This is a genomic window from Bradyrhizobium sp. 76 (assembly GCF_023073025.1).
In the GTDB taxonomy this organism is placed as follows: Bacteria; Pseudomonadota; Alphaproteobacteria; order Rhizobiales; family Xanthobacteraceae; genus Bradyrhizobium.
In genome coordinates, this window is record NZ_JADPIS010000014.1 from 18,696 (window position 1) to 40,663 (window position 21,968).

The following is a 21,968-nucleotide window of genomic DNA, read 5'->3' on the forward strand; positions in this document are numbered from 1 at the left end:
GAGGCGCTAAAGCGCGATCATCAGCGTGCGGCAGCCACCGCGCGCTGCGCCATCACCTTGATGAGGTTGGCGCGGTACTCCGCCGTGCCGTGGATGTCGGCCAGCAGATTGCTCGCCGAGATGCTCACGCCGTCGATCGCCGACGGTGACCAATTCGCCTTCAGCGCCGTTTCGATGGCCGCGACCCGCATCACGCCGCTTTGCGAGGCGCCGGTGGCGGCTACCCGAATCTCGCCCGACTTCGCCTGCGCGACGAACACGCCGGTCAGCGCGAAGCGAGACGCAGGGTGGCGCATCTTTTCGTAGCCTGCCTTCGCCGGAACCGGGAACGACACGGCGGTGATAAGCTCGCCGTCCTCCAGCGCCGTCGTGAACATGCCCTGGAAGAAGTCATCCGCCGTGATCGACCGCTTGTTGGTCTTCACGGTGGCGCCGAGCGCGAGCAGCGCGGCGGGAAAATCCGCGGCGGGATCGTTGTTGGCGATCGAGCCGCCGATCGTGCCGCGATAGCGCACGGCGGGGTCGCCGAGCACCGAGGTGAGATAGGCGATTGCAGGAATCGCCTTCTTCACATCGGCATTCTGCATGATGTCGAAATAGGTCGTGCCGGCCTTGATGGTCAGCACGTCGCCCGAGAGCTCGACGCCCTGCAGCTCCTTGATCTTGCCGAGGTCGATGACGTCGGTCGGGCTGGCGAGGCGTTGCTTCATCACCGGCAGCAGCGTCTGGCCGCCGGCGAGGAACTTTGCTTCGCTGCTCTTGGAAAACAGGGCGACGGCTTCGTCAACCGAGGACGCGCGATGATAAACGGTCTGGTACATCTTCGTTCCTCCCTTAAGCCGCGTGGATCGTGCGCCACACCCTGTCAGGGGTTGCGGGCATTTCCAGATTGTTCTTGCCGATCGCATCCGTGATCGCATTGATCACGGCCGCAGAGGCGCCGATCGCGCCGGCCTCACCGCAACCCTTGATGCCGAGCGGATTGCCGGGGCACAGCGTCGTGGTGTGGGAGAGGTTGAACGAGGGAACGTCGTCGGCACGTGGCATGGCGTAGTCCATGAACGAGGCCGTGACCGGCTGCCCGTTGGCGTCGTAGATCGCGTGCTCGAGCAACGCTTGTCCGATGCCTTGCACAAGACCGCCATGGACCTGGCCTTCGACGATCATCGGGTTGATCAGCCGGCCGAAATCGTCGGCCGCGACGAAGTTGACGAAGGAGGTCTTGCCCGTACCGGGATCGACCTCGAGCTCACAGATGTATGTGCCGGCCGGGAAGGTGAAGTTGGTCGGGTCGTAGAAGGCGCTCTCCTTCAGGCCCGGCTCCATCCCGTCAGGCAGATTGTGCGCGGTGTAGGCTGCGAGCGCGACCATCGGGAAGGCGATCGCCTTGTCGGTGCCGGCCACCTTGAACTCGCCGTTCTCGATGACGATGTCGCCTTCCGAGGCTTCCAGCGCATGCGCGGCGATTTTCTTGGCTTTGGATTCCATCTTCTCCATCGCCTTCAGGATCGCGGTGAGGCCGACGGCCGCGGAGCGCGAGCCGTAGGTGCCCATGCCGAACTGCACCTTGTCGGTGTCGCCATGGACGATCGAGACCTGGCTGATGGGAACGCCGAGGCGCTCCGCAACGAGCTGGCAGAACGTGGTCTCGTGACCCTGGCCGTGGCTGTGTGATCCCGTCAGGACCTCGATGGTGCCGACCGGGTTGACGCGGACTTCGGCGGATTCCCAAAGACCGACGCCGGCGCCCAGGCTGCCGACGGCCTTCGACGGCGCGATACCGCAGGCCTCGATGTAGCAGGACACGCCAATGCCGCGCAGCTTGCCGTCGGCCTTCGCCTTGGCTTTGCGCCCGGCAAACCCGGCATAGTCGATCGCCTTCATCGCGGCGTCGAGCGAGGCGTTAAAGTCGCCGGTATCATAAGCCATGATCACCGGCGTCTGGTGCGGGAACTGGGTGATGAAATTGGTCCGGCGCAGCGCGGCCGGATCGACCTTCAACTGCCGCGCCGCCGTCTCCATCAGACGTTCGATCAGATAGCTCGCCTCGGGGCGGCCGGCGCCGCGGTAGGCGTCGACTGGCGTCGTGTTGGTGTAGACCCCGACCACCTCGGCATGAATCGCCGGGATGTTGTACTGGCCCGACAGCAGCGTCGCGTAGAGATAGGTCGGCACCGACGACGAGAACAGCGACATGTAAGCGCCGAAATTGGCGTAGGTCTTCACCTTCAATCCGGTGATCTTGTTGTTGGCGTCGAACGCCATCTCGGCATGGGTGACGTGGTCGCGGCCATGCGCATCGGTGAGGAAGGCTTCGGTGCGGTCGCCGGTCCATTTCACGGGACGGCCGACTTTCTTCGAGGCCCACAGCGCCACCATCTCTTCGGGGTAGATGAAGATTTTCGAGCCGAAGCCGCCGCCGACGTCGGGTGCGATCACCCGCAGCTTATGCTCGGGTGCGATGTTGTAGAACGCCGACAGCACGAGGCGGGCGACGTGCGGATTCTGCGACGTCGTGTAGAGCGTGAAGTGCTCTTCCGCCGAATCGTAGTCGGCGATCGCGGCGCGCGGCTCCATCGCGTTCGGCGCGAGGCGGTTGTTGGTGACGTCGAGCTTCACCACGTTGGCGGCCTTGGCGAAGGCAGCATCGGTGGCGCCCTCGTCGCCGATCACCCAGTCATAGACCTGGTTGCCGGGAGCTTCGGGATGCAGCTGCGGCGCGCCGGACTTGATCGCGGCGTGGACGTCGGCGACCGCGGGCAGCTCTTCGTAGTTCACGACCACGGCTTCGGCCGCGTCGCGTGCGAGATTTTTGGTCTCGGCGATCACGACCGCGACGGCCTGACCGACGAAGCGCACCGTCTCCGGCGCCATCGCCGGCCATGCGCCCATCTTCATCGGGCTGCCGTCCTTGGAGGTGATGGCCCAGCCACAGATGAGGTTGCCGACCTTGTCGTCGACGATCTCCTGTCCAGTCAGCACCGCGACCACGCCCGGCATCTTCAGCGCGGCGGAGGAATCGATTCCCTTCACCTTGGCATGCGCGTGCGGGCTGCGGATGAAATGGGCATGGGTCATGCCCTGCAATTTGATGTCGTCGACGTAGCGGCCTTTGCCGGTAATAAAACGCTTGTCTTCCTTGCGCACGACGCTCGCGCCAATGCCTTCAACACCCATGTCTGGTCCTCCCGACCGGAATTTGTCTTGACCGCGCTTTCCCTCGAAAGCGGCGGCGATCGTTCTTATTTCGAGGCGGGCCGCTTACTCGGCCGCCTGCGAGACCTTCATGCGGCCTGCCGCGTCCAGCACGGCTTTGACGATGTTGTGGTAGCCGGTGCAGCGGCAGATATTGCCTTCGAGCTCGTGGCGGACGGTGGCCTCGTCGAGCTGGCCGCCATAGCGGTGCACGATATCGATCGCCGACATGATCATGCCCGGCGTGCAATAGCCGCACTGCAGGCCGTGATTGTCGCGGAAGGCCGCCTGCATGGGGTGCAGCTCGTCGCCCTTGGCGATGCCTTCGATCGTGGTGATGCTGGCGCCGTCGGCCTGTCCCGCCAGCATGGTGCAGGATTTGACCGCCTTGCCGTCCATATGGACGACGCAGGCGCCGCACTGGCTGGTGTCGCAGCCGACATGGGTTCCGGTGAGGTTGAGGTGGTCGCGCAGCAGCTGAACCAGCAGCGTGCGGTCCTCGACGTCAACGGCAACAGCCTTGCCGTTCACCGTCAGTTTGACTGTAGACACGGTTGAAGTCCTCCCGGGGTCGATTTTGATTGTTTCTAATTAGAGACAGCGACCCGGAACTTTGCAACTACGATTTTGGTCGCCCGCGTCATGGAAAAGTCATTGATCCAGAATGCCCAACATTGGTTGGGGGGGCGAGTCGGCCAGATCGGGTGCGGCGCCGGGGCGCAGCTGGGATGCCAGCCTCTATATCCTTGCGCGGTTCGCCTTTTCAGTTCGCTGGGCTGATAGAGCCTGAACTCTGCGGGCCCACCGAATTTACCGCCCCTTATCGATTCTGCCTTAGTTTTGCGCAGCCAGGTCAGGGGGCGGGGCGCCACCGGATCTCGGCTGAATGAAAATGGGGGTGGGAATGTCCGGGCGTATCGCGTCGTCGTCGAAGCGCACAATAATGCCGACCCTCAGGTTCCGCGCCAAGATCATTCTGGGCTTTGCCGCGGTGCTGGTGATCTCCGCCGGCAGCATGGCTTTCTCCTATTTTGGCTTCGAGCGGGTCTCGTCCGGGGTCGGGTCCTACCGCAGCAGCGTCACCGAGGCCGATCTCGCCCGTAATATCGACCGGGAGCTGCTCGCCTATCGCTCGGCCGTCAAATATTTCGTCGTCACCGGCAAGGAGGACGACGCCAAGACGGCGCTGGACGCGGAGACCGGCCTGAAGGGCGCCATCGACCAGGCGGTCAAGAGCGCCAAGAAGCCGGCGCGGCAGGAAAGTCTGGGCAAGCTCTCCAAGGAGTTTTCCAACTTCTCCGCGACCTTCGCAAAAGTCCTCCAGGCCAAGCGTGACAGCACGCTGCTGGTGCAGAACCAGCTCACGCGCAACGCCAACCTCCTGAAATACAAGCTCGACGACATCGGCAACAATGCCTCCGATTCCGAGGCGCAGGCGATCGAGTTCGGAACCAAGCAGGTCAACGCCCAATTCCAGACCGCGAATGCGGCGGCGACCAATTTCGTGCTGACGTCCGACCAGACGATTGCTACCAGCGCGCTGGCGCGGCTGAAATTCGTCGAGAACTCGCTCAACGCAGTCTATTCGATGGACGACAAGATCGTCGCCGGCCTGAAGGATGCCAGGGGATTGCTCGGCGCCTATCGGGAATCGCTGGAAAAACTGATCGCCAACGCCAAGATGATCGACGATCTCGTCACCGAGATGAGCGGTTCGGCCGGCGCGATCCTTCAGGGTGCTACCGCCATGAAGGCGGACCTCGTTGCCGAACAGCAGCGGCTGGAGTCCGAATCGGAAGCGACCATCGGGAAGACCGAGCAACTGGTGCTGATGCTGGCCGTCGGCGGCACGCTGCTCGGCGCGATCCTCGCTTTCCTGCTCGGCACCGGCATTTCGCGTCCGATGATCGCGATGTGCAAGGCGATGCGCGAGCTTGCCGCGGGCAATTTCGACGTCGTGCTGCCGGGCCTGGGGCGCAAGGACGAGATCGGCGAGATGGCCGGCGCGGTCGAAGAATTCAAGGTGCAGGCCGTGGCCAAGGCCGAGCGCGACGCCGCCGCCAACGAGGCCCAGAACAAGGAAGCGAGCGCTGCTCGCCGTTCCGAGCTGATTCGTTTCGCCGACGATTTCGAGAGCGCGGTCGGCGCCATCGTCTCCAACGTTTCGGCTTCCGCCGTGCAGCTGGAATCGGCGGCCTCGACGCTGACCCGCACCGCCGAGACCACGCAGAGCCTGTCGAGCCAGGTCGCCGACGTCTCCGAGCAGGCCTCCAGCAACATGCAGTCGGTCGCGACCGCGACGGAAGAGCTCTCGGCTTCGGTCGAGGAGATCGGCCGCCAGGTCCGCGATTCCAGCCGCATTGCCGAAGCTGCCGTGGTGCAGGCCAAGGAGACCGATAACCGCATCGGCAAGCTCTCGCATGCCGCCCAGCAGATCGGCGAAGTCGTCAAGCTCATCACGGCGATCGCCGAGCAGACCAATCTTCTGGCGCTCAACGCGACCATCGAGGCGGCGCGCGCCGGCGAAGCCGGCCGCGGCTTTGCAGTTGTCGCCAGCGAAGTGAAGTCGCTCGCGAGCCAGACCGCGAAGGCCACCGACGAGATCTCCTCGCACATCACGGGCATGCAAGGCGCCACCGCCGAGTCGGTTGCGGCGATCAAGGAGATCGGCGCGACCATCGGCCAGATCTCGTCGATCTCGACGTCGATTGCGAGCGCAGTGGAGCAGCAAGGCGCAGCGACGCAGGAAATCGCGCGCAGCGTCCAGACCGTCGCACAGGGTACTCAGACCGCAGCCACCGACATCGGCCAAGTCAACCGCGGCGCCGCCGAAACCGGCTCGGCCTCGGAAGAGGTGCTGCACTCGGCCAAGACGCTGTCATCCGAAAGCACCCGCCTGCGCGCCGAGCTCGACCGCTTCATGGGCAATATCCGGGCGGCGTAGGGGCATCCGCGCCAATGTCGTCCTGGCGAAAGCCAGGACGACGAGACCCTGCGTCACCTAACCGCCGGTTGCGGCGCCACAAATTTACCGCCGCTTATCCTTTGCCATTTACCGTGCTCACGCGTCAGGAAGCGGGCTGCTTCCGGGCTGCGCCTGGTTTTCCGCGAATGGAATGGGGTGGGGAATGCCCGTCAAGTCGAAGCCGACCACATCGAAGCTGCTCACCTTGCGTTTTCGCGCAAAAATCATCCTCGGCTTCGTGGCGGTGCTCGCCATCCTCGCCGTCAGCATGGCTTTCGCGTATTTCGGCTTCGAGCGGATTCAGGCCGCCGTTGCCTCCTACCGCTCCAGCGTCGCCGAAGCGGACCTTGCGCGGACGGTCGATCGCGAGCTGATCGCTTACCAGGGGCTGGCGCGGGCCTACACGCTGACCGGCGCGGCGGATGATGAGACCGCCGCCAAAGCGGCCGAAGAGAATTTGAGGGCCGCGATCGCCAGGTCTGCGGCGGCCACCACGGGCGCGGCGCGCCGCGAGCAGGTCGGCAGGCTCGAGGCCGACTTCAAGAGCTTTACCAAGGTGTTCGGCGAGATCATCACGTTGACGCGCGAGAACGGCAAGATCGCGACGGATGAGCTCAACAGCGTCGGCAACAAGATCCGCTTCAAGTTCGACGATCTTGCCGATACCGCGGCATTGGCGGGCCTGAACTCGGTTCAGGGCACGGCCAAGGACATCACATCGCAATACCTTGCGGTTTCCACCTCGGTCAGCGCCTTCGTCGCCAAGCCGGAGCCGAAGACCGCCGACGGCGTGACCGCCCGCATCAAATTCCTGGAGACCTTGCTGGTCTCGATCTATGCCAACGACCAGAAGATCACCGACCGCGTCACCGAGATCAGCAATCTCCTCAAGCAGTACCGCGCCTCCTTTTCGAAGCTGACCGAGAACGTGAAGGTCATCGTCAAGCTGAACGGCGACATGACCAAGACGGCCGCGTCCATTCTCAAGCTCTCGGGTGAGCTGCGGTCGGAGCTGACGGCGGATCAGCAGCGCATCGAGGTGAGCGCCAATGCCACCATCAGCGAGACCGAGCGGACGATGCTGATGATGGCGCTGGGCGGCCTCGCCATTGGCGCCGCGTTGGCCTGGATGCTGGGCAATGGCATTTCGCGTCCGATGATCGCGATGTGCAAGGCGATGCGCGAGCTTGCCGCGGGCAATTTCGACGTCGTGCTGCCGGGCCTGGGGCGCAAGGACGAGATCGGCGAGATGGCCGGCGCGGTCGAAGAATTCAAGGTGCAGGCCGTGGCCAAGGCCGAGCGCGACGCCGCCGCCAACGAGGCCCAGAACAAGGAAGCGAGCGCTGCTCGCCGTTCCGAGCTGATTCGTTTCGCCGACGATTTCGAGAGCGCGGTCGGCGCCATCGTCTCCAACGTCTCGGCTTCCGCCGTGCAGCTGGAATCGGCGGCCTCGACGCTGACCCGCACCGCCGAGACCACGCAGAGCCTGTCGAGCCAGGTCGCCGACGTCTCCGAGCAGGCCTCCAGCAACATGCAGTCGGTCGCGACCGCGACGGAAGAGCTCTCGGCTTCGGTCGAGGAGATCGGCCGCCAGGTCCGCGATTCCAGCCGCATTGCCGAAGCTGCCGTGGTGCAGGCCAAGGAGACCGATAACCGCATCGGCAAGCTCTCGCATGCCGCCCAGCAGATCGGCGAAGTCGTCAAGCTCATCACGGCGATCGCCGAGCAGACCAATCTTCTGGCGCTCAACGCGACCATCGAGGCGGCGCGCGCCGGTGAAGCCGGCCGCGGCTTTGCAGTGGTCGCCAGCGAAGTGAAGTCGCTCGCGAGCCAGACCGCGAAGGCCACCGACGAGATCTCCTCGCACATCACGGGCATGCAAGGCGCCACCGCCGAGTCGGTTGCGGCGATCAAGGAGATCGGTGCGACCATCGGTCAGATCTCGTCGATCTCGACATCGATTGCGAGCGCAGTGGAGCAGCAAGGCGCAGCGACGCAGGAAATCGCGCGCAGCGTCCAGACCGTCGCGCAGGGCACTCAGACCGCCGCCACCGACATCGGCCAGGTCAACCGCGGCGCCGCCGAAACCGGCTCGGCCTCGGAAGAGGTGCTGCACTCGGCCAAGACACTGTCGTCCGAAAGCACCCGCCTGCGTGCCGAGCTCGACCGCTTCATGGGCAATATTCGGGCGGCGTAGGGGCATTCCCGCCAATGTCGTCCTGGCGACAGCCAGGACCCATTAGCCCAAGCAGCAGTTATCGGGCGAACTGCTAACTCCGAGTCATCGCCAAATTGCTCCCTGGGGTAATAGGTCCTGGATCGGCACTGCGCTTGTCCAGGACGACCTGGCACTCACTCCCTCCCGAATGCCCGCTTCAGTTCCACCTTTGCCCGCTCCAGCCGCGTGCGCTGCGTCTGCGGCAGCGTCTTGCCGGCGCGGTTGATGTAGAACGTCAGCATCGACAGCGCCGAGCGGTAAGCGCCGGTCTTGCGGCGCGCGCTGTGCTCGGCCGAGCGCTTCAACGAAGTCGCGATCTTCTTCGCGCTGGTCAGCTTGAACACGCCTTGTTTGAGGTCGAGCGCGTCGCTCTCCTTGGTTGCGCGCTGCGACCAGCGCTTCGGTGCGGCGCGTTTGGTGCTCTTGCGCGCCGCTGTTTTGCGAGAATGTGTCGTCTTTCTGACATGAGCCATGCGTCAACTCCTTGCGGCTCCAGCGAAAACCAGCGGCGCGAACGGTCGTTCCTGCGGGAACCTGCCCTCGCCGCAGGCGTTGTCGCGGGTGGCAGGCGGAATGCCGCACCCCCTCGATCGGATCGCCCCCGTCCACGCCACGTGAACCGGGGCCATGTCCATTGGTCAGATGCAACAACGCGATGGAATTGCAGCGAAGCCCAGCGCCGAACGATGGACCTGTGGTCTCCACCGCGACCGCGGCCGATCGCATCATCGAAACCAGCATTCCCGCGCGACTTGATGCGCTGCCGTGGAGCGGCTTTCACACCCGCGTCGTGCTCGCGCTCGGCATCACCTGGATTCTGGATGGCCTCGAGGTGACGCTGGCCGGCGCGCTCTCCGGCGCGCTGAAGCAGAGTCCCACCCTGCATTTTTCCAATCTCGATCTCGGCGTTGCCAATTCCGCCTATCTCGCGGGCGCGGTGCTCGGCGCGCTCGGTTTTGGCTGGTTGACCGACCGCATCGGCCGCAAGAAGCTGTTCTTCATCACGCTCGCGCTCTATCTCTCGGCGACGGCCGCGACCGCTCTGTCATGGAATGTCGCGAGCTACGCGCTGTTTCGCTTCCTCACCGGCGCCGGCATCGGCGGCGAATATACCGCGATCAATTCGACCATCCAGGAACTGGTGCCGGCGCGTTATCGTGGCTGGACCGATCTCGTCATCAACGGCAGCTTCTGGATCGGTGCGGCCATGGGCGCTGTCGCGGCCATCGTGCTGCTCGATCCCGCGGTGATCGGCCCCGATCTCGGCTGGCGTCTCGCTTATCTCATCGGCGCGGCCATCGGCCTCGTCGTGCTCTTGATGCGGATGTGGATTCCGGAGAGTCCGCGCTGGCTGATGATCCACGGCCGTCCCGACCAGGCCCACGCCATCGTCGACGAGATCGAGCGCTCGGTGCTCGGACACGACCAGGATACGAGCGATGGGCGCTTCGCCAAAATCCGCCTGAAAATGCGGAGTCACACGCCGATCCGCGAGGTCGTGCACACGCTGTTCTCGGTCTATCGCCAGCGGGCGATGGTCGGCCTCGTGCTGATGATCGCGCAGGCCTTCTTCTACAACGCCATCTTCTTCACCTTTGCGCTGGTGTTGACCGATTTTTACGGCATCAGCGCCGATCATGTCGGCTGGTATCTGCTTCCGTTCGCCGCCGGCAATTTCCTCGGTCCGCTGCTGCTCGGTCGCCTGTTCGATACGCTCGGCCGCCGGACCATGATCATGTTCACCTATGGGGTGTCGGGCCTGTTGCTGGCGCTGTCGGGTTATCTGTTCTCGATCGGCGCCTTGAGCGCGCAGGGGCAGACCATCGCCTGGATGGTGATCTTCTTCTTTGCCTCGCCGGCCGCGAGCGCCGCCTACCTCACCGTCAGCGAGACTTTCCCCTTGGAGGTCCGCGCGCTGGCGATCGCCGTGTTCTATGCGGTCGGCACCGGCATCGGCGGCGTGATCGGCCCCGCGTTGTTCGGTGCGCTGATCGACACGGGGTCACGCACCAGCGTGTTCGCAGGCTATCTACTGGGGGCATTCCTGATGATCGCGGCCGCGATCGTGGCGTGGCGCTACGCCGTCTCGGCGGAACGCAAATCGCTCGAAGAAATCGCGCGGCCGCTTGCGTCCATGGAGTAGACTATGAAATCGGAACTGGCTGAATTGGATCAAAAGCGCACCATGGTCGACGATGAAGCGCCCGATGCGGTGCCGGTGCCTCACGCACTTGTGCCGCATCTCAATGAAACAGCGATCCTGCTCGACATCGACGGGACGCTGCTCGACCTGATGCCGACGCCGCGCGAGGTGTGGGTGCCGCCCGGCCTGTCGGAAACGCTGAACCGGCTGACGGAGCGCACCTCGGGCGCGCTGGCGATGGTCAGCGGCCGTTCGCTCAACGACATCGACCTGATCTTCGCGCCGGATGTCTTTCGCGCCGTCGCCGGCCATGGCGCGGAGATGCGGCTTTCGGTGGACAACGAAGCCGATGCCGTCAGCGCGCCGCCGCTGGACAAGGAGTTGAAGCGGCGGCTCGCGGCGGTTGCCAAGCTCAGTCCCGGCATTCTGCTCGAAGACAAGGGCTATTCGCTGGCGCTGCATTACCGCCTTGCGCCGCATGCGGAGAAGGCGATCTATGAATCCGTTTCACTGATCCGCGCCGACCTGCCCAATGCGCCGATCGAGGTGCTGCCCGGCAAGTTCGTTTGCGAGATCAAGCATTCCGGTTTCACCAAGGCGACCGGCGTGCGCGAGTTGATGAAGCACGAGCCTTTCAAGGGACGCCGTCCGATCTTCATCGGCGACGACGTCACCGACGAGACCGTGTTCGCGATCATGCCCGACATGAACGGGCTCGCCTTCTCGGTCGGCCGCCGCGCCATGGGTGTCAACGGGCACTTCGACGCGCCGAACGACGTGCGCGCGTTCCTCGCGCGGCTGCTCGACGACTCAAGGTTGGAATAAGGCACGGACATCTCGGAGCCACATATCGCGCGCGTAATTCCTCCAGCGCGCCCGCTTCATGCTGCGCGTGCCACGGTTCCAAAGCCGACTTTGTGTAGCGAAATCGTCGGGTTGCCTTGAGGTAAACCGGTTCCAACGCGTGCGCCCGATTTTGGTTTCAATTGGTGCAAAGGATGATCAGGAACCATATTGATGAACGGCAGTTAAATGGGGTGGAATGAAACAGGAGGGGACGACCTGTGAACTTAGTCGTCGTTTCGAATCGCGTCGCGCGCGGCAAGCCCAACGAGCCCATGACGGGCGGTCTCGCGGCGGCGTTATTACCTGTCGTGGAACATTCGGGTGCGATCTGGGTGGGTTCCTCGGGCCGTGTGCGTGACGGTCATCAAAAGGAGCCGTTCGCCGAGATCGAAGCACTGGGTTCGGGCGCGATCGCGACGCTGGATCTACCGGCGGCGCACTATGGCGGCTATTACGAAGGCTTTGCCAATTCGGCGCTGTGGCCGGCGCTGCACTCGCGCAGCGATCTGATCCGCGTCTCGCGTGACGACTATGTCAGCTATCGCGAGGTCAACGCCTTCATGGCGCGCGCCTTGATGCGTTTCCGGAAAGCACAAACCGCGTTCTGGGTGCAGGATTACCATTTCCTCGCGCTCGGCGCGGAGCTGCGCGACCTCGGCGTCGACGACCCGATCGGCTTCTTCCTCCATACGCCGTGGCCGGTCGCGGCGGTGATGCAAGGCGTACCCAATCATCGCGAGCTGATCACGGCGATGTTGGCCTACGATCTGATCGGCTTCCAGACCCATGACGATTGCCAGAATTTTCTCGGCTATGTCGCGGGCGAACTCGGCCTCGCCGTCGAAGACGGCGTTGCGATCTCGCAGCATGGCCGAACGCGCTGCGAGGTCTTCCCGATCGGCATCGATGCCGAGAAGTTCGCGCAATACGCGGCGAAGTCGGCTTCGCATCCGGATGTGTCGCGGCTGCGCCGCAGCCTGAACGGTGAGCGGCTCGCGATCGGCGTCGACCGGCTCGACTATTCCAAGGGCCTCGTCAACCGCATCAGCGCGTTCGATCGGCTCTGGACCGAACATCCGCAGTTTGCGCGCAGCATCTCGCTGCTGCAGATCGCAAATCCCTCGCGCGGTGCCATCGAAGCCTATGGCAATTTGCAGAACGAGGTCGCGCGGCTCGTGTCCGACGTCAACGGCCGCCACGGCGAGGCCGACTGGACACCGATCCGCTATCTCAACAAGGGCTTTAGCCAGGCCGTGCTCGCGGGTCTCTATCGCACCGCGCAGATCGGCGTGGTGACGCCGCTACACGACGGCATGAACCTTGTCGCCAAGGAATACGTCGCCGCGCAAAACCCGGCCGATCCCGGCGTGCTGGTGCTGTCGAAATTCGCCGGCGCGGCCAACGAACTCGACGCCGCGCTGCTGGTCAATCCGCACGACATCGACGGGATGGCGCGCGCGATCGCGGTCGCGGCCGCGATGCCGCTCACCGAGCGCAAGATGCGCTGGGATGCGATGATGAAGAAGCTGCGCGGCCACACGATCCAGCAATGGTCGGCGGATTTTGTCGCCGAGCTGGAGAAGTGCCGGACGGAGAAGGCCGCGGTCGCGCCGCTCGTCAACCAGCCGCCGCAAGCGCTGCGCTGGCTCAAGTCGGCGATATCAGGCGTGCGGTTGATCTAGTCTCCTTCTCCCCGTTCCGGGGAGGGCAGGGCCGAAGACGAGAGCCTCAATAGCAATACGACACGCCTTCCAGAATCGCGCACTGCCGCTTGTTCGGCGCGTTCGGATCGTCCAGCGGCACCATGCCCTTGCCCTGGCCGACGAACACGCCGGGCCCGACATGCACCGAGCTCTTGTTGCCGATGATGACGCTTTGATGCGGCGTCGCGCTCGAGCGCGTGCCGTCCGGCCAGAGGATGGCATCGCCCGAAAGCATCCCGCGCCGTCCGTCGTCACAGCTGACGTCGAGATCTTGCCGGGTGCAGACCTGTGCGGTGGCCGGTCCGGCGAAGGCGGCGGCAAGGGCCGAAATCAGGCTCAGTGCGGCGATGGTGTTGCGGATCGTCATGGTGCCCCCGGACGTGTTTGACGGTCTTAAGTGAATCGTCGCGCCAAACCCGCCGCCGGTTCAGCCCGCGGGCGGTTCCGAGCGGTGGCCTGGCGCCTGATATTGTCCATTAAATACAACATCTTAGGGAAAAATCACCCGATTTCCCCGCCATCCCTTGCAAAATCATCGGCGCCCCTTCAAGAGAGTGCGCTCCGGAGAGATGGCCGAGTGGCTTAAGGCGCACGCTTGGAAAGCGTGTGTGCGGGAAACCGTACCGTGGGTTCGAATCCCACTCTCTCCGCCATGTCTGTTCATTAAGATTCTGATTTTACACGATTATTATATACTCAGCCTGCTCCGGCCCCCAAATTGGCCCCCAATCTCGCAGCAAAATGGGCTTGCCCTTGATCGCCAGGGTTGAACACCACTACAATTCTCTACCGCGCCGACACGAGTTGTCGGGCGGGAATTGGACGGGTGCTCCGACCTCAACTCAAGGCCGCACAGCAACGAAATGAACGCGCAGGAACAGACAGCATCTGATTGGAGAAAGGCTGGCGACGTTGGCCTCTACACAGTGCCGATGGCTGCGCGTATTTTGAATGAAGAGGGTGGCCGCATACGCGCGTGGATAAACGGCGCGGTCAACAGCGAAGCCCCGCCGATCATCCAACGGCAATTGCCGATGGCGAACGGTCGAACCGTGTTGGGCTTCCTTGATTTGATCGAGGCCCGGTTCATCAAGCATTTTAAAGATCTAAGACTTTCATCGCAGACGATCCGCAAGATCGCAGAACGCTTACGCGCGCGCCACCACACCGATCACCCATTTGCAACAAACAAAGCGTTCCGCACAGACGGCAAGACGATCTTGATGGAGATCGCTGAGGAGGAAGAAAAAAAGATACTGAACCTCCTAAACGACAATTTTGAAATGGGCCCGATTGTTGAGCAATCATTGTTCGACAGCATCTTGTACGCCGACGATCTCGCATATCGTTGGCACCCCAGTCCGAAATCACATCCTCGCGTCGTGCTAGACCCAAATTTCGCATTCGGGCGGCCCGTCTTGGAAGGAATTTGGGTTCCCACCGACACGTTGCACTTCGCTTTTACTGCGGAGGGAGACGAGATCGCTGTTGCGGAGGACTTTGAAATCCGCGCGGATCAGGTGCGAGAAGCGGTGTCCTATGAAGAAAGCCTCAGGGCTTTACCCAATTGAAAATCAGATTGGATGAGAACATTTCAAATCGAGTGGCCACCGCCGTGGTCGCAATCGCGGGCAATCGGGCCGGTTATGAAGTTTCTCACGTTACCCTCAGCGGTCCTGATCCAGATTGGATGACGAAATTCTCGGAGGACGGCGGAACGGCAATTATATCCGGCGATCACAACATCCTCCAGCATTGGCCGAATTTGATCGCGTACACCGAAAGCGGATTGATCTCGTTTTTTCCACCAAACGAATATGAGCACTTCAAGGGTTTTGCGCGCGCCGCATTTCTTATTCGCTGGTGGCCAGCAATTGTCGAGAAGATCAAGATTTCAAAACCGGGCGACCGCTGGCGTTTGCCGATGATCTGGCAAAGTACAGATCCACAAAAAATGCTTGCGATCAAGGATCCGCGCGTCGATGACAAAAAAGAAACGGACCACCGCGAGGACACGACCTTGCGGAGGCAAGGCGATCTGAGCCTGCCACCGCGCTTGGACGACACGCCGCCCGCTTAACCTAACCTTGCCGGTGCGCGCCGATCTCGGCCAACGGACCTGCGAGCCCGGAACGCCAGGGTGGACGCCATCAGGCTTGTCGCCTTGTTAGAGGCGCACGCGGCAGGCTGTCGCGTACGGTGGCGGGGGCGAAAAGTCATTCGGCGGTCGGAGGCGGCAGGGCCGTCCGCAATGCACCGGAGGCGATCTCGTGAAGTTGGCGGTCGCTTAATTCCGTGATGAGCATGTCTCCGTACTCGACGCTCTGGACTGCCCGTCCGTCCGTCCGGTCGATAACCTCCCGCGCTGCCGCAAGCTCACCCCGTTCAGCCTGATCGAGGAGTTGATCAGCGATCCTGCGTAGAGCGCCGGGACGGCTATGCAATGCGATGTTGAGCGCATCGCGAAATGGTTTTTGTCTGTTCACCGAACCAATCGGCCTGCCCATAATATTTCTCCGGCTAGACCCTTGAAGGCTATCAGAAAGCACGGGTGGAACTATACAAGACGGCGGCTCGCTCGCTACGGCGCTCTTGGGTAGCGCGCTTCGCTCGCCGCCTTCCACTATCCCCTGTCAGTAAGTCCTCGTGCAATAGACATAGATAATGTGCGCGTCGCGGACGGACAGTGCGGCTCCCGTCAGTCGCTGCGGTGTCAAATGGGAGCACCGCCAATGAAAGTAGCGCGATGTTTGCGACGAGCATTGCGAAAATAAGCATGCTTTTCGCCAGATTTTTCCCTCCCCCCGGGGGTGGAGCGAACACCTATCCTAGGGCTGAACGCACCTACGGTGATCTATACTGAGACCGCGTCGAAGACGCTTTGATACCGCGACCTATGTGTCCCGCAACTATTTCAGGAAGCGGTAGCTCGGTGCTGTGCCGGTGACATTGCAACTCCACCACGTCAGTCGCCAAAGACTGGTGTGCGGGGTTTTCAGGTGAAACCCTCTATCCCTGTTCATGCAATCAACAAATCCCGTCTGTCGCAGCCGGTCAAACGCTGCGGACGCGGTGCCAGGAGCGATGTTGCATTGCCGCGCCGCGTCGCGCACTGACATCGGGATTGCCCCGTTGTTGACGCCGTTAAACGCCAATCCGAGTTCGGACAGGAGGACCCGTTCGGCTGTCGTCAGCGCGCGATAGGCGGGACACTCCGCCATGAATTTGTACAGCCGAAAATGGCTGCCGTTGTGATCGAATGTAGTCACCGGCAGCCTCCACCGTGGGGAAGGTCGTTCGTGATCGTCCGCGCAAAATTCTGAACAGAACTAATCCAACAGCAAAGCGCGCGCGTCAGCGCCGCCTGCAAGGCGCTGGACCGCTTGGCGATGGTGGAATGGTGTTCGGTGGTCCGGCGACGGCTGTAAAAACCGTGGCCGACCGTCGTGTTCGAGCGTACCGTCATGGCGCAACTTCCGTTCTTTCGCCGGAACAGCAAAAGCCCGGAGCGGTGGTCAGACCGCGCCGGGCTAACTTTTACTTCTTGTCGTGGGCGGGGAGGGCGGCGACGAAGGCCTTCAAATCGTCCGGCAAGATGAGCGTGCGGCGGCCCATCTTGCGCGCCCTCAACCGTCCCGCAGCGATGGCTTCGTACAGTTTCGTCCGTCCGACCCCGCTCGCTGCGCAGGCTTCCGCGACATTCAGGGCAACGTGTTCGATGACTTTGTCCATTGGCGGTCTCCATGCTCACCAAGGCTACTGGTGAATGGAGACGGTCTACATCGAACGGTTTCGCCAAACCCGGGTTTGATAAACGCCCCTACCGATACGTTTTTCAGACCCGCCGGGCCTTGCTGATGGCCACGGCAAGGGCAGACAACGATTGCTCGCTGTGGCGGTACTGCGGTGCAAGACACGATTGCATCAGGTCAATGACGTAGACAAAAGGCGACTGCCGTGCCGTCGCGTCAACATCCTTGCTCACGCCGGTCGGTAAACCCTCGTCGGAAAAAATCAAAGTCAGTCTTCGCATCAAGGCTGCCCAATGCCGCCTGACAGGCGGTCCGGCGTGATCGTTGCCCGCCAGTTCATCAATCGTTTCGGCGCACGCGGCCTCGCCCGCGCGAAGCACGCTAGCGAGGAGTTCAATTTTGATCTCGTGGCTCAGATCCTCGAGGATCAAGGGGTGGTGAAGATTGCGGCCAAACATGACAAGCACAAGATCGTGGGCGTCCGATGTGCTCGACGACGAAAGCGTGGCTCGGGCTCGCGCGAACGCGGTCTGAAACTGCGCCGCCAGTCCTGTTGCACCGTCCAGATCGCCAGCCGAGAGCGTAGCGGTGGCGAGCCAGAGATATTCGCGAATTGCGTTGACGATTTCGGCTCGCGCATCCGCAGGGATCGGGCCGACCAGCGCTTCGATCTCGTTCCAGCGCTCGCGGCCAATCTCGAACGCGGGCGGCTCTTCTGAAAGGGCCAAATGGGGCAACCGGCGCGCGACTTGGGGCATAATCGAACTCCACCAGCCCCCTCGGGTATGGAAGGTCAATCATCCCTGCGCGTCCATGGGGACGTAGACGGTTATCCACATGATCGCCGCTTACAAGTGGTCAGCGCCGCATCTGGAGCACGTTGGCAAGGCGCTTTGGCTCGCAGTACCCAGCCCACGCCTCCATCAACTTCCGGCGCTTCTCCAGCGCATCGCTGCGGCGGTAGGCCTGCTCGGCCTTATCACCGAGCACGTGCGCGAGGGCAGTCTCGATCAGGTCTCGGGGATAGGTTGTCTCATTGCCAGCCCAATCCCGAAAACTCGACCTAAACCCGTGAACGGTCGCGTCCTCGACCTTCAACCGGCGCAGCACCATCTCCATCGCCATGTTAGACAGCGGCTTGTTGTGGCGGCTTCCGGGAAAGACGTAGTCGGCGTTCGTGGCCTCGCGCAGCTTGCGCAACATAGTCATAGCGCGGGCTGACAGCGGGACGCGGTGTTCGCGCGATGCCTTCATCCGGCTGGCGGGCAGCGTCCAGACCCGCTTCTCAAAATCAATCTCCGACCAGCGCATGCCCAGAATTTCTCCAGAGCGCGCGGCGGTCAGGATGCACAATTCCAGCGCCTGTGCGGCCTCGGAGTTGCTCTCGCGGAGACGGCTGACGAGGGCCGCGACGCCTTCATATGGCATTGCTGGATGATGGCCGCGCACGAGCTTGCGCGGCTTCGGCAATAGGTTGGCGAGGTGGCCGCGCCAACGTGCGGGGTTCTCGCCGGTACGAAAGCCCTTCGCTTTGGCCGCGTCCAAAATCTTTTCGATCCTGCCGCGCAACCGCGAAGCGGTTTCCGGCTTGCTCGCCCAGATCGGCCTCAGCACGGCGAGGACATCGTCAGTCGCAATGGTGTCAACCGGCTTCGCGGCCAGCGGTGCTGCGTAAGTTGCCAGCGTCGATTTCCACTGCGCCTTGTGCTTCTCGTTGCGGAAACCAGCGGACAGGCTCTCGCGGACCTGATCAGCCATTTCGCCAAAAGTGGGGATGCCCCGATCACGCTTGCGCTCTTCAATCGGATTAAGGCCGTTCGCAATCATCCGGCGAGCGGCGGCGGCCTTCTCCCGCGCGTCCGCCAGAGGCACGCTCAGCGCGCTTCCCAGACCCATTTCCTTGGCGCGTCCGCGCCAAGTGAAGCGCAGTACCCATTTGCGGTTTCCGTTAGAGGCCACGACCAAATAGAGGTTGCCTCCGTCAGCATATTTGCCCGGCTTCGCCGTTTCGACCTTACGCGCAGTCAGCCCGCTCGCCATCGCCTTCGCCCTGTTCCAGTCCCCAAGTGGGTCCCCAAATCTAACACGGCTCTGGGCAGACAAGGAAGAACGATGACGAACTTAAATATCCCGAAGACCCTATAAATGAAGAACAATAGCGGATGTTGGCGAACGGTGCTGGATGCTCTTGGGATGAGGTTCGACGGACACTCTCTCCGCCATGCCGCGATTTTGACGCCAAGCTACGATTTCGCGCGCTTGGAACATCTGGATCGCTGAATGAAGCAACTGTTCTGCTAGAAGCCCACCGATTGGCCATCTTTGCGGGGATCCGATCCCGCTACGTACCCACCCTCAATTCGGCGTACCAATTGAGCGCCCCCAAAGCCGAAGGCTGTATCCGGGGCTTCGCGTACGATCTCATGTCCGCGGTCCGTCAGCTCTGCCGCGACTTCGTCCGAGATGCGGCCGGAAGCATTCAGCCCGTGCAGCGCCTGCCCATCCCACACGATGCAGAACAGGTCGGACCCGATCCCGTTCGAAGTCGGCTCCACGACCGTCAAGGTGATCGCTGCGGCTAGTGCGGCATCGATCGCATTGCCGCCCGCGGCAAGTGCCTTTAGCCCCGCCTGGGATGCAAGAGGTTGCGAGGTGCTGACGATATTTCGGGCGAATACGGGAGATCGCCGGCCCTCGTAGAGTCCCGCGGTGTGATAAGCGACCCTCATTCCGGAACCCTCAGGCGCCTGTCATCCGGAATTGGCAGCGGCGCGTTGGGGCTATCGAGAAACTCTACCGTGGTGAATTCGAGATCATTGCCGCCCAGATTCTCGACACTATGGAGCATGTATTCGCCCAGGGCGAACTCCTTGTGCATCGTGAATCCCCTGTAGACCTCCCGTTCGGTCGACCGGCCGTCCTCGAAATAATTGCGCGTGCGCCCATCGGAGAGCGACGTCCAAAAATAGTTCAGGACATGTCGATGGAAATCGAATCGTTGAAACGCCGGAAGGCGGAGATGCCAGACTCGGACCTTTGACGTCTCCGACACGAGTGTCGTTCCGACGCAGCCGTTCCATCGGCCGGCCTCGCAAGCGCGCTTCAACTCGTCGGTCCCGTGACTGCTGGGCACGTCTGTCATTACTTATCTCCAATATGCGTCGTGAAAGCGTTGATATCTGCTCTGAACCGAAGGCAAGCATTGCTGCTCATTGATTGGGCCTAGACCGCCGATCCTGCCCTTCCAACGAGCGGAACGTGAGACCAATGAAGAATTAGTCTCACGCTGTGCAAACCATGCCGCACCTACGACTGCATGATGCGAGCGTTTTATTTGCTATTCCAACTTGGCTGCCGTGAAAAGCGCGAACCAATTAGGTTTGGTTCGCTTGACAGTTCCACCCGGCATCGGGACGTTAGAACGATGCGGCGTCGATGGCGCCAGCGACTCACGGGGAATGCGGACGTTCTCGATGATCCTGTTTGGCGGCGACTACGAGCACACGCTCGAAATTCCCTCGGTGCGCAACGGCGTCGAGCTCGACTACAGGCCAGTCGCACGGCCTGAGCTGTTCGCAAAGGTGCTTCGCCGGCAGAAGTTTGACGCCTGTGAATTTTCGCTGTCGAACTACATCATGATGCGGGATCGAGGAGACGATTGGCTGACCGCCATACCGGTCTTCCCCGCGCGCGAATTCCGTCACGGCACCATTCTCGTTCGCCGGGACGATCTGATCGAAAACTTCTCCGAACTTTCCGGCCGACGCGTCGGGATTCCCGACTACACGATGACGGCGGGCGTCTGGTGTCGCGGTTTGTTGGCCGAATACTACGACTTGCACTGGTCGAAAATCGCGTGGCTATCGAGTCCCACCCCTCGTATCTCGCCGCCAAAGGAAGCGAACGTCGTTCCTCTCCACGACGATCTCGAAGAGGCGCTGGCGAACGGCAGGATCGACGCGCTGCTGCTTCCGACCAGTCAGGACGCGGCCGCTCCGCGCGACGCGAGGCGCTTTCGTCCTCTGCTCCGGGAGTGGCGAGCCGCGGAAGCTGATTATTTTCACCGAACCGGCATCTTCCCGATCAGTCACGTGGTCGTAGTCACTAAAAGTGCGATCGCGGCCAACCCGATGCTGCCGTCGGTGTTGATGGACGCCTATTCCGAATCCATGGCTCGCGCCCGGCAGCGACGGCTGGCGACGACGTTTATGCCCTGGGGCAAGGACAACTGGAAGGAGGTCATGGACATGTTCGGCCACGATCCACTGCCCTACGGCCTCGAGACCTCGAACCGCATCGTCATCAACAAGCTTCAGGACTATTTGGTAGAGCAACGATTGATCAGGCGACGTCATGACGTGTCGAGCCTGTTTGTCGACGTCGATCCGAATTCAGCCGCTAGATGAGACCACGATCATGTCATTCGAATATATGCGTTTGAACGGCAGCGAGATGGCGGCGCATTGCGCGAGCGGCATCCTCGGGGGAGCGTTGACGCATTGCTTCGCAGATGGCGGCATGGTGAGCCACGGAGTTTCGGCGCTTCTCGGCGGTCATCGCCAGCAATCGAATGCGGCGCCACGGCCCCTCGGCGCGCGATGCGTTGAACGACGAGATCAGCGCCACAAAAACTTCGTTGCGTGTGGCCGCCGCGATTGCGAGATGAAATGCGCCATCCCATTGCACCCAGCTGTCGTCTCCCGCGGCTTCCGCAGTTCGATGCGCGCAATTTTCAATGTTCACGAGATCGGCCTCGCTGGCCTTGGTCGCGGCGAGAGCGGCGATCGACGGTTCGATCACTATCCGCGCACTGAGGATATCGTCAGGGCTCGCGCGGCCCAGACGGCGATCGATTCCGAGCGCGGCGGTCGGCGGCCGACTTCCGAGAATGGTACCATTGCGGCGGCCGCGCCAAATCTGTCCTTCGAGCTCGAGGCGCCTGAGAGATTGCCGAAGAGCTCTGCGGCTCATGCCAAGCTCCGCCGAGAGCTCTCGCTCGGGTGGCAGGCGGTCGCCTGCCTTGAGCTCCTTTTCCTCGATGTAGGCGAGCACTTGGTCCACGGTGATAACTTCTCGCGGGGCACCTGTCGTCACGGCAGCGATATAGGTCGCATATCATTCTCCACGCCGCAAGACAGCTTGCGGC

Annotated in this window: 20 protein-coding genes, 1 tRNA gene and 1 pseudogene; 9 read left to right on the forward strand and 13 right to left on the reverse strand. The window is 62.3% G+C overall.

Annotated features, from left to right (window positions below):
• Positions 1-20: 20 nt before the first annotated feature.
• The 3 genes from IVB48_RS00415 to IVB48_RS00425 all read right to left on the reverse strand — a co-directional run bounded on the left by IVB48_RS00415 (position 21) and on the right by IVB48_RS00425 (position 3,747).
• Positions 21-821: a xanthine dehydrogenase family protein subunit M gene (locus IVB48_RS00415; RefSeq protein ID WP_247396366.1), complete on the reverse strand. Its 801-nt coding sequence runs from the start codon at positions 819-821 to the stop codon at positions 21-23.
• Positions 822-834: 13 nt separating this feature from the next.
• Entirely contained in the window at positions 835-3,177 is a 2,343-nt protein-coding gene (locus IVB48_RS00420; protein WP_247396368.1) for a xanthine dehydrogenase family protein molybdopterin-binding subunit, read from the reverse strand.
• Between the two features lie 84 nt (positions 3,178-3,261).
• On the reverse strand, positions 3,262-3,747 hold the full coding sequence (locus IVB48_RS00425) for a (2Fe-2S)-binding protein (RefSeq protein WP_007599059.1): 486 nt from the start codon (positions 3,745-3,747) through the stop codon (positions 3,262-3,264).
• Between the two features lie 352 nt (positions 3,748-4,099).
• On the opposite strand from IVB48_RS00425, the gene IVB48_RS00430 reads away from it, so the two are divergent.
• Positions 4,100-6,139, forward strand: a complete 2,040-nt coding sequence (locus tag IVB48_RS00430; protein ID WP_247396369.1) for a HAMP domain-containing methyl-accepting chemotaxis protein — start codon at positions 4,100-4,102, stop codon at positions 6,137-6,139.
• 184 nt (positions 6,140-6,323) lie between these two features.
• A complete protein-coding gene (locus IVB48_RS00435) occupies positions 6,324-8,357 on the forward strand; it encodes a HAMP domain-containing methyl-accepting chemotaxis protein (RefSeq protein ID WP_247284785.1) in 2,034 nt (677 codons plus the stop codon).
• A 155-nt stretch (positions 8,358-8,512) separates the two neighbouring features.
• Here IVB48_RS00435 and IVB48_RS00440 read toward each other — a convergent pair whose 3' ends face one another.
• Positions 8,513-8,851: a DUF3175 domain-containing protein gene (locus IVB48_RS00440; protein ID WP_247396371.1), complete on the reverse strand. Its 339-nt coding sequence runs from the start codon at positions 8,849-8,851 to the stop codon at positions 8,513-8,515.
• 182 nt (positions 8,852-9,033) lie between these two features.
• On the opposite strand from IVB48_RS00440, the gene IVB48_RS00445 reads away from it, so the two are divergent.
• From IVB48_RS00445 to IVB48_RS00455, 3 genes are all read left to right on the forward strand, one after another.
• A complete protein-coding gene (locus IVB48_RS00445) occupies positions 9,034-10,521 on the forward strand; it encodes an MFS transporter (protein WP_027568041.1) in 1,488 nt (495 codons plus the stop codon).
• 3 nt (positions 10,522-10,524) lie between these two features.
• Positions 10,525-11,346: a trehalose-phosphatase gene (otsB, locus tag IVB48_RS00450; RefSeq protein ID WP_027568040.1), complete on the forward strand. Its 822-nt coding sequence runs from the start codon at positions 10,525-10,527 to the stop codon at positions 11,344-11,346.
• A gap of 239 nt (positions 11,347-11,585) precedes the next feature.
• Complete coding sequence (locus tag IVB48_RS00455) at positions 11,586-13,049, forward strand: trehalose-6-phosphate synthase (RefSeq protein WP_247396373.1); 1,464 nt, start codon at positions 11,586-11,588, stop codon at positions 13,047-13,049.
• 46 nt (positions 13,050-13,095) lie between these two features.
• Here the strand turns inward: IVB48_RS00455 and IVB48_RS00460 are convergent, their stop codons facing one another.
• Positions 13,096-13,437 (reverse strand): hypothetical protein, encoded by a 342-nt coding sequence (locus IVB48_RS00460; RefSeq protein WP_247396374.1) that lies wholly within the window; start codon positions 13,435-13,437, stop codon positions 13,096-13,098.
• Between the two features lie 196 nt (positions 13,438-13,633).
• On the opposite strand from IVB48_RS00460, the gene IVB48_RS00465 reads away from it, so the two are divergent.
• The 3 genes from IVB48_RS00465 (at position 13,634) to IVB48_RS00475 (ending at position 15,150) form a co-directional block, all read left to right on the forward strand.
• Positions 13,634-13,723, forward strand: a tRNA-Ser gene (locus IVB48_RS00465).
• 210 nt (positions 13,724-13,933) lie between these two features.
• Positions 13,934-14,641: a hypothetical protein gene (locus tag IVB48_RS00470; RefSeq protein ID WP_247396377.1), complete on the forward strand. Its 708-nt coding sequence runs from the start codon at positions 13,934-13,936 to the stop codon at positions 14,639-14,641.
• Positions 14,642-14,649: 8 nt separating this feature from the next.
• Positions 14,650-15,150, forward strand: coding sequence for a hypothetical protein (locus IVB48_RS00475; protein ID WP_247396379.1), 501 nt, complete (start codon positions 14,650-14,652; stop codon positions 15,148-15,150).
• A 136-nt stretch (positions 15,151-15,286) separates the two neighbouring features.
• Here the strand turns inward: IVB48_RS00475 and IVB48_RS00480 are convergent, their stop codons facing one another.
• The 7 genes and pseudogenes from IVB48_RS00480 to IVB48_RS00510 form a co-directional block, all read right to left on the reverse strand.
• Positions 15,287-15,577, reverse strand: a complete 291-nt coding sequence (locus IVB48_RS00480; protein WP_247396381.1) for a hypothetical protein — start codon at positions 15,575-15,577, stop codon at positions 15,287-15,289.
• A gap of 402 nt (positions 15,578-15,979) precedes the next feature.
• A complete protein-coding gene (locus IVB48_RS00485; protein WP_247396384.1) occupies positions 15,980-16,339 on the reverse strand; it encodes a hypothetical protein in 360 nt (119 codons plus the stop codon).
• A gap of 268 nt (positions 16,340-16,607) precedes the next feature.
• Entirely contained in the window at positions 16,608-16,802 is a 195-nt protein-coding gene (locus IVB48_RS00490) for a helix-turn-helix domain-containing protein (protein ID WP_247396386.1), read from the reverse strand.
• Positions 16,803-16,905: 103 nt separating this feature from the next.
• Positions 16,906-17,580, reverse strand: coding sequence for a hypothetical protein (locus tag IVB48_RS00495; protein ID WP_247396389.1), 675 nt, complete (start codon positions 17,578-17,580; stop codon positions 16,906-16,908).
• Positions 17,581-17,680: 100 nt separating this feature from the next.
• Positions 17,681-18,862 (reverse strand): site-specific integrase, encoded by a 1,182-nt coding sequence (locus IVB48_RS00500; protein ID WP_247396392.1) that lies wholly within the window; start codon positions 18,860-18,862, stop codon positions 17,681-17,683.
• Between the two features lie 428 nt (positions 18,863-19,290).
• Positions 19,291-19,551, reverse strand: a pseudogene (locus tag IVB48_RS00505) (gamma-glutamyltransferase); the annotation flags it as partial.
• Positions 19,548-19,964 (reverse strand): hypothetical protein, encoded by a 417-nt coding sequence (locus IVB48_RS00510; RefSeq protein ID WP_247396395.1) that lies wholly within the window; start codon positions 19,962-19,964, stop codon positions 19,548-19,550. The pseudogene IVB48_RS00505 and the gene IVB48_RS00510, both read right to left, overlap by 4 nt.
• A gap of 205 nt (positions 19,965-20,169) precedes the next feature.
• Between IVB48_RS00510 and IVB48_RS00515 the strand changes: the two genes are divergently transcribed.
• Positions 20,170-21,228 carry a PhnD/SsuA/transferrin family substrate-binding protein gene (locus IVB48_RS00515; RefSeq protein ID WP_249805379.1) on the forward strand — a complete coding sequence of 353 codons (1,059 nt, stop codon included), beginning with the start codon at positions 20,170-20,172 and terminating at the stop codon, positions 21,226-21,228.
• Between the two features lie 13 nt (positions 21,229-21,241).
• On the opposite strand, the gene IVB48_RS00520 is transcribed toward IVB48_RS00515, so the two are convergent.
• Positions 21,242-21,874, reverse strand: a complete 633-nt coding sequence (locus tag IVB48_RS00520; protein WP_247396398.1) for an FCD domain-containing protein — start codon at positions 21,872-21,874, stop codon at positions 21,242-21,244.
• Between the last annotated feature and the right edge of the window lie 94 nt (positions 21,875-21,968).

Bases quoted from the DNA above. Each gene is read 5' to 3' on its own strand.
- IVB48_RS00445 (WP_027568041.1), top strand. From the start codon at position 9,034: ATGGAATTGCAGCGAAGCCCAGCGCCGAACGATGGACCTGTGGTCTCC.
- IVB48_RS00500 (WP_247396392.1), bottom strand. From the start codon at position 18,862: ATGGCGAGCGGGCTGACTGCGCGTAAGGTCGAAACGGCGAAGCCGGGC.
- IVB48_RS00415 (WP_247396366.1), bottom strand. From the start codon at position 821: ATGTACCAGACCGTTTATCATCGCGCGTCCTCGGTTGACGAAGCCGTC.
- IVB48_RS00490 (WP_247396386.1), bottom strand. From the start codon at position 16,802: ATGGACAAAGTCATCGAACACGTTGCCCTGAATGTCGCGGAAGCCTGC.
- otsB (WP_027568040.1), top strand. From the start codon at position 10,525: ATGAAATCGGAACTGGCTGAATTGGATCAAAAGCGCACCATGGTCGAC.
- IVB48_RS00460 (WP_247396374.1), bottom strand. From the start codon at position 13,437: ATGACGATCCGCAACACCATCGCCGCACTGAGCCTGATTTCGGCCCTT.
- IVB48_RS00440 (WP_247396371.1), bottom strand. From the start codon at position 8,851: ATGGCTCATGTCAGAAAGACGACACATTCTCGCAAAACAGCGGCGCGC.
- IVB48_RS00470 (WP_247396377.1), top strand. From the start codon at position 13,934: ATGAACGCGCAGGAACAGACAGCATCTGATTGGAGAAAGGCTGGCGAC.
- IVB48_RS00480 (WP_247396381.1), bottom strand. From the start codon at position 15,577: ATGGGCAGGCCGATTGGTTCGGTGAACAGACAAAAACCATTTCGCGAT.
- IVB48_RS00495 (WP_247396389.1), bottom strand. From the start codon at position 17,580: ATGCCCCAAGTCGCGCGCCGGTTGCCCCATTTGGCCCTTTCAGAAGAG.
- IVB48_RS00435 (WP_247284785.1), top strand. From the start codon at position 6,324: ATGCCCGTCAAGTCGAAGCCGACCACATCGAAGCTGCTCACCTTGCGT.
- IVB48_RS00420 (WP_247396368.1), bottom strand. From the start codon at position 3,177: ATGGGTGTTGAAGGCATTGGCGCGAGCGTCGTGCGCAAGGAAGACAAG.
- IVB48_RS00430 (WP_247396369.1), top strand. From the start codon at position 4,100: ATGTCCGGGCGTATCGCGTCGTCGTCGAAGCGCACAATAATGCCGACC.
- IVB48_RS00510 (WP_247396395.1), bottom strand. From the start codon at position 19,964: ATGACAGACGTGCCCAGCAGTCACGGGACCGACGAGTTGAAGCGCGCT.